This window comes from Bacillus cereus group sp. BfR-BA-01441 (genome assembly GCF_022663075.1).
GTDB classification, from domain to species: Bacteria; Bacillota; Bacilli; order Bacillales; family Bacillaceae_G; genus Bacillus_A; species Bacillus_A cereus.
The window spans coordinates 1-3,968 of record NZ_JAKUEU010000168.1 but is presented as its reverse complement, the minus strand read 5'-3'; the positions used below and the strand labels follow the sequence as shown (position 1 = coordinate 3,968).

Here is a 3,968-nt window from a genome sequence, read left to right as displayed (position 1 = left end):
CATTCCTCTTTTTATTCCTTCTGTCTCTGCATGGGCGAATTTTGCTGCTTCATCCATTAAAACTTTCTCCCTTGCGTCATAGGCTTGCCGGAAAGAAGAATCTTGACTCATACGTTCCCATTTATTTATCGCTTTTTGTAAAATAGGATCTTCGTTCATAGCAATATCCTCCAATAGTTTAGTTAAGTGCTCATCCTCATTTGCTGAAAGCAATAAAAGCCAACGAACAAATGGATCTTTCCACGGATTTACTTTTTCTTCATGCCATTGTTCAGTTAACTTTGGAATTTCTATAATGTGGATTTCTATGTCTTCACTCAGGAGTTTTTGTTGTTGTGTATTCCATAATATGCTCGTTGTATGGAAGGTTGGGTGTTCCGAAAGCATTACGAAGTTTAGTAAGTTTATGGTGATGGTTTTGTGAAGTGCACTGTAGGGCATCCCTTTTTGTAGTTGAGATGTGTATAGTCTTCCCCAATAATATAAACTGCGTTTAACCATATCGTGATTATTATTGAGTTGTATTTCTACATTAACTTTTGTTCCTGTGTCTAATGTCGCTGAAACGTCTAAAATAGATAACTTATCCTCTTCATATTCCCTGTGTAAATGTGGATCTTCTAGTTGTAGAGAAGCAATGGGCGACTCTAAAGACTCTTGTAACATAGCATTTAAAAATGCAATTAGAATATCTTCGCTACCATTCGTACCAAACAATTGTTTAAATGCAAAATCAATGCGTAAATTAACTAACTGTTGGTTGAACAAAGTTTGTCCTCTCCCTTATATGAAGGTACTTCTTTCCTTCATTGTACATAAAAAGAACTAGAGTATGCAAACAAGCCATTCTTCTATTTTATTAGAGGTTGTTTAGAGCTTCCTATCATTGATTACCACGAAAATTTCATATGGACTGTGTGGGTATCACTTAGTAAAGAAAGTTATGATGAAGTATTAGAAAAGTGGGATGAGAGAGGCCGAGAAAATAGTGATCCTTATTTTGGTTGGTTATCTGTAGAAATACCAGTTTATCCAGAAACATTAAATTTAAAAACAAATGTACATATAAGAGAAGTTGGAACGGCACCGTATGTTGAATTAGAGCCAACCGAGCATCCTTTAGCAATCGAACAAAGAAATGGAATTACTTTAGAGAGAGTTAAAGAAATACAAGAAATGATTCAACGACATAACTAGATTAGAAGAGAAAAAACGAGTGCTAGCACTCGTTTTTTTCTTTACACAACCGCAGGATTATAAATCATCGTAAAGTGTCCTGGTAATAATTCAATGTGACAAGGTGTATGAAGCGAACTTTCTCCATCTGTATCTACTTCTTTTTCTTCTTTCGTTTCAATATGAATGGATTTTGCTTTTACGTGGAAGATGTCATTTTCATTTGAATCCTCGAATAGTTTCTTTCCGATGTAATCTTTAAATGCTTGAATACCTGTTGATTTGACTACGAAAATATCAAGTGTTCCGTCATCACATTTTACGTTCGGAATAAAGGATGGAATACCACCAAGATATTCACCATTTCCAACCATGACAAGGACAGCTTCGTCTTCATATACTTGTCCGTCATAAGTAATTTTTACTGGGAATGTTTCAGCATTTTTTACAGTTCGAATTGTGCTTAAATAGTAACCGATTTTACCAAGCTTTGCTTTTTCATCTGCATCGATATTGTTTGATACTTCAGATACGAGACCAATCCCCCAGAAGTTTAAGAAATGTTGTCCATTTGCTTTTGCAACGTCAACTGGTTTTATATGTTCTTTTGTAATAAGTTTTGCCGCTTCTGCAATGTTTTGCGGAACGCCAAGTGTGCGAGAGAAGTCGTTGCAAGTTCCGCCTGGAATGATTGCAAGTGTAGGTCTAGTTTCAAGAGGTGCTAAGCCATTTGTGCATTCAAATACAGTGCCGTCACCACCAAAGACGATAATTAAATCTACTTTACTAGCAAACTCTTGGCAATATTTTGTTGCATCACCTTGCTTTTTCGTATGAAGGATATGTAAGTCAGGAAAAGCTGCGGCAAGAGGTGGTACGATTTTCGTTAAATTTGTATGTAAGTCACCTTGTCCAGCTTTCGGATTTACGATGAGGAGTACTTTTTCAAATTTTGTCTTTGTCATTTTTTTCTCTCCCTTTGTCTTTTACGAATTGTGATAGAAAATAAACTTCCACCAGTAATTGATGAAAGTTTATTTTATTATATTATTCCGTTACAACTGAAGCGATAAATGGTAAGTTACGATATTTTTCCGCACAGTCGATACCGTATCCAACGATGAATTCGTCTGGAATTTGGAAGCCAACATACTCAGCTGTTAAGTCCACTTTACGACGCTCAGGTTTATCAAGTAGCGTACAGAATTTTAACGCTTTTGGTTTATGCATAAAGAAGTGGTCTTTTAGGAAATGAAGTGTTAAACCAGAATCGATAATGTCTTCTACGACAATTACGTTTTTGCCAGTAATGTTTACGTCGATATCTTTTAATAGTTTTACTTTTCCAGTTGTTTCTGTTTGATTTCCATAGCTAGATGCAGAAATAAAGTCGATTGTTACATCGTTTTTAATGTGACGAATTAAATCAGCAGCGAATACGAAAGATCCTTTTAGTACAGCGATGACTACGATTTCTTCTCCTTCAAAGTCACGTTCGATTTGAAGTGCTAGTTCTTTTACTTTTTCTTGTAATTGTTCTTCAGAAATTAAAGTGTCTTTTATTTCAATATTCATTGTAATCCTCCTACAGTGTAAAACTTGCGAACATTTCGACTGTAAAGGATAGAATAGAAAAAGTCAAAGGAGATAGTAATTTTTTACAAAGATAACGACAAAATCATCTGATGATATGATATACTAATTATATTAAGAAAACGCTTCCATAAAGGGTGAATATGATGAAGAAGAAACAGTACACAAGTGTAACATTTATAAAAGCATTACTTTTAACAATTGTTCTTGGCCTGTTGGCTTACGTAATTGATGTACCTGCGATTCGTATTTCATTAATTGGAATGACTTTAGTGTTAGGAGCAATTTCGCACGGTATGATGTCGCAGCTAAAAGAAGCTGGACTTGATGATATGAGAGATCATATAGATAAAAAGTAAGAAACCTTCATTATATAGAGTGAAGGTTTTTTTGTTTCTTACAAAAATGTAAGGTAGTTGTAAGGCAAATCGATAGTTGCATAATAGCATTTTGGATAAACTATGGGTGTAAGGTAAAAGGCAAGCATATTTTAGGTAAATTAAGTTTTAGGCACTCTATATGTGAAAAAGGAGTAGGAGGGCATGGAGAAACGTTGGACGACCTTTTCTTTTTTAGCGACTAGTAACACCGTAATGCTAGATGGAAAAATGGATTTTTTGCACTTGTTTGATCGTGAAGATGATCATTCTTCTTCTAAATTTACAATGAAATGGAATAAATGGAGCGAGAGTTGTAGGTTTGAAGAAGAGGCCCCTAACGAAGAGCAAAAGATTATTTTAACAAACCCTATTAAAGCGTGGGTTGTTCAACGTCGTAAGTGTAACGTCAAAAATCACTTCAAGAAAACTGAGCCGAGACAATTAGTTATCGCTCCAGCCCGTTCTACTTCCAAATCACGCGAAAGTAACATGTAAATAATTGAGACACACACCCGAAAAAAACATCGTACATATTGCGATGTTTTTTTCTTTTTCTACAATGAAATCTTTAAATGAAATATATTTCATCTGCATCTTATATTTATATCTCTTGCTTATTCTAGTAATACATCCGGTGCGAGTTGATGAGAATAAAATATAAGGAGAGAATGAAAATGAAAAAGAGACTATTACCAATTTGTGCAATGGCACTTTTAACAGTAGGATATTCTTCAGTAGCGAGTGCAGATACTGGAACAGTAACAAAGGAAGAAGCGCAAGTGCAACAAGATAAAGCTAAAAAAGAAGAAGCAATTAAGG

5 protein-coding genes and 2 pseudogenes are annotated in these 3,968 nt (G+C 34.9%); 4 read left to right on the top strand and 3 right to left on the bottom strand.

The window, feature by feature from the left end; genetic code table 11:
* The coding region (locus MR107_RS29380) for an Rpn family recombination-promoting nuclease/putative transposase (RefSeq protein WP_242293097.1) at positions 1-768 on the bottom strand (768 nt) is incomplete at its 3' end.
* Positions 769-852: 84 nt separating this feature from the next.
* On the opposite strand from MR107_RS29380, the pseudogene MR107_RS29375 reads away from it, so the two are divergent.
* A pseudogene (locus MR107_RS29375) lies at positions 853-1,197 on the top strand (DUF2199 domain-containing protein); the annotation flags it as partial.
* 41 nt (positions 1,198-1,238) lie between these two features.
* Here MR107_RS29375 and MR107_RS29370 read toward each other — a convergent pair.
* Both MR107_RS29370 and hpt read right to left on the bottom strand, forming a co-directional pair.
* Positions 1,239-2,141, bottom strand: coding sequence for a diacylglycerol/lipid kinase family protein (locus MR107_RS29370; RefSeq protein WP_000167897.1), 903 nt, complete (start codon positions 2,139-2,141; stop codon positions 1,239-1,241).
* Between the two features lie 82 nt (positions 2,142-2,223).
* Positions 2,224-2,751, bottom strand: coding sequence for a hypoxanthine phosphoribosyltransferase (hpt, locus tag MR107_RS29365; RefSeq protein WP_001019306.1), 528 nt, complete (start codon positions 2,749-2,751; stop codon positions 2,224-2,226).
* Positions 2,752-2,912: 161 nt separating this feature from the next.
* On the opposite strand from hpt, the gene MR107_RS29360 reads away from it, so the two are divergent.
* The 3 genes and pseudogenes from MR107_RS29360 to MR107_RS29350 all read left to right on the top strand — a co-directional run.
* Complete coding sequence (locus MR107_RS29360) at positions 2,913-3,128, top strand: hypothetical protein (protein ID WP_002001286.1); 216 nt, start codon at positions 2,913-2,915, stop codon at positions 3,126-3,128.
* A gap of 183 nt (positions 3,129-3,311) precedes the next feature.
* The gene (locus MR107_RS29355) at positions 3,312-3,644 is read left to right on the top strand and encodes a hypothetical protein (protein WP_000415613.1); all 333 of its coding nucleotides are present in this window, start codon (positions 3,312-3,314) and stop codon (positions 3,642-3,644) included.
* A 179-nt stretch (positions 3,645-3,823) separates the two neighbouring features.
* Positions 3,824-3,968 (top strand): annotated as a pseudogene (locus MR107_RS29350) (LPXTG cell wall anchor domain-containing protein); the annotation flags it as partial.

Coding starts and splice junctions, on each gene's coding strand:
- MR107_RS29370 (WP_000167897.1), bottom strand. CDS start 2,141: ATGACAAAGACAAAATTTGAAAAAGTACTCCTCATCGTAAATCCGAAA.
- hpt (WP_001019306.1), bottom strand. CDS start 2,751: ATGAATATTGAAATAAAAGACACTTTAATTTCTGAAGAACAATTACAA.
- MR107_RS29360 (WP_002001286.1), top strand. CDS start 2,913: ATGATGAAGAAGAAACAGTACACAAGTGTAACATTTATAAAAGCATTA.
- MR107_RS29355 (WP_000415613.1), top strand. CDS start 3,312: ATGGAGAAACGTTGGACGACCTTTTCTTTTTTAGCGACTAGTAACACC.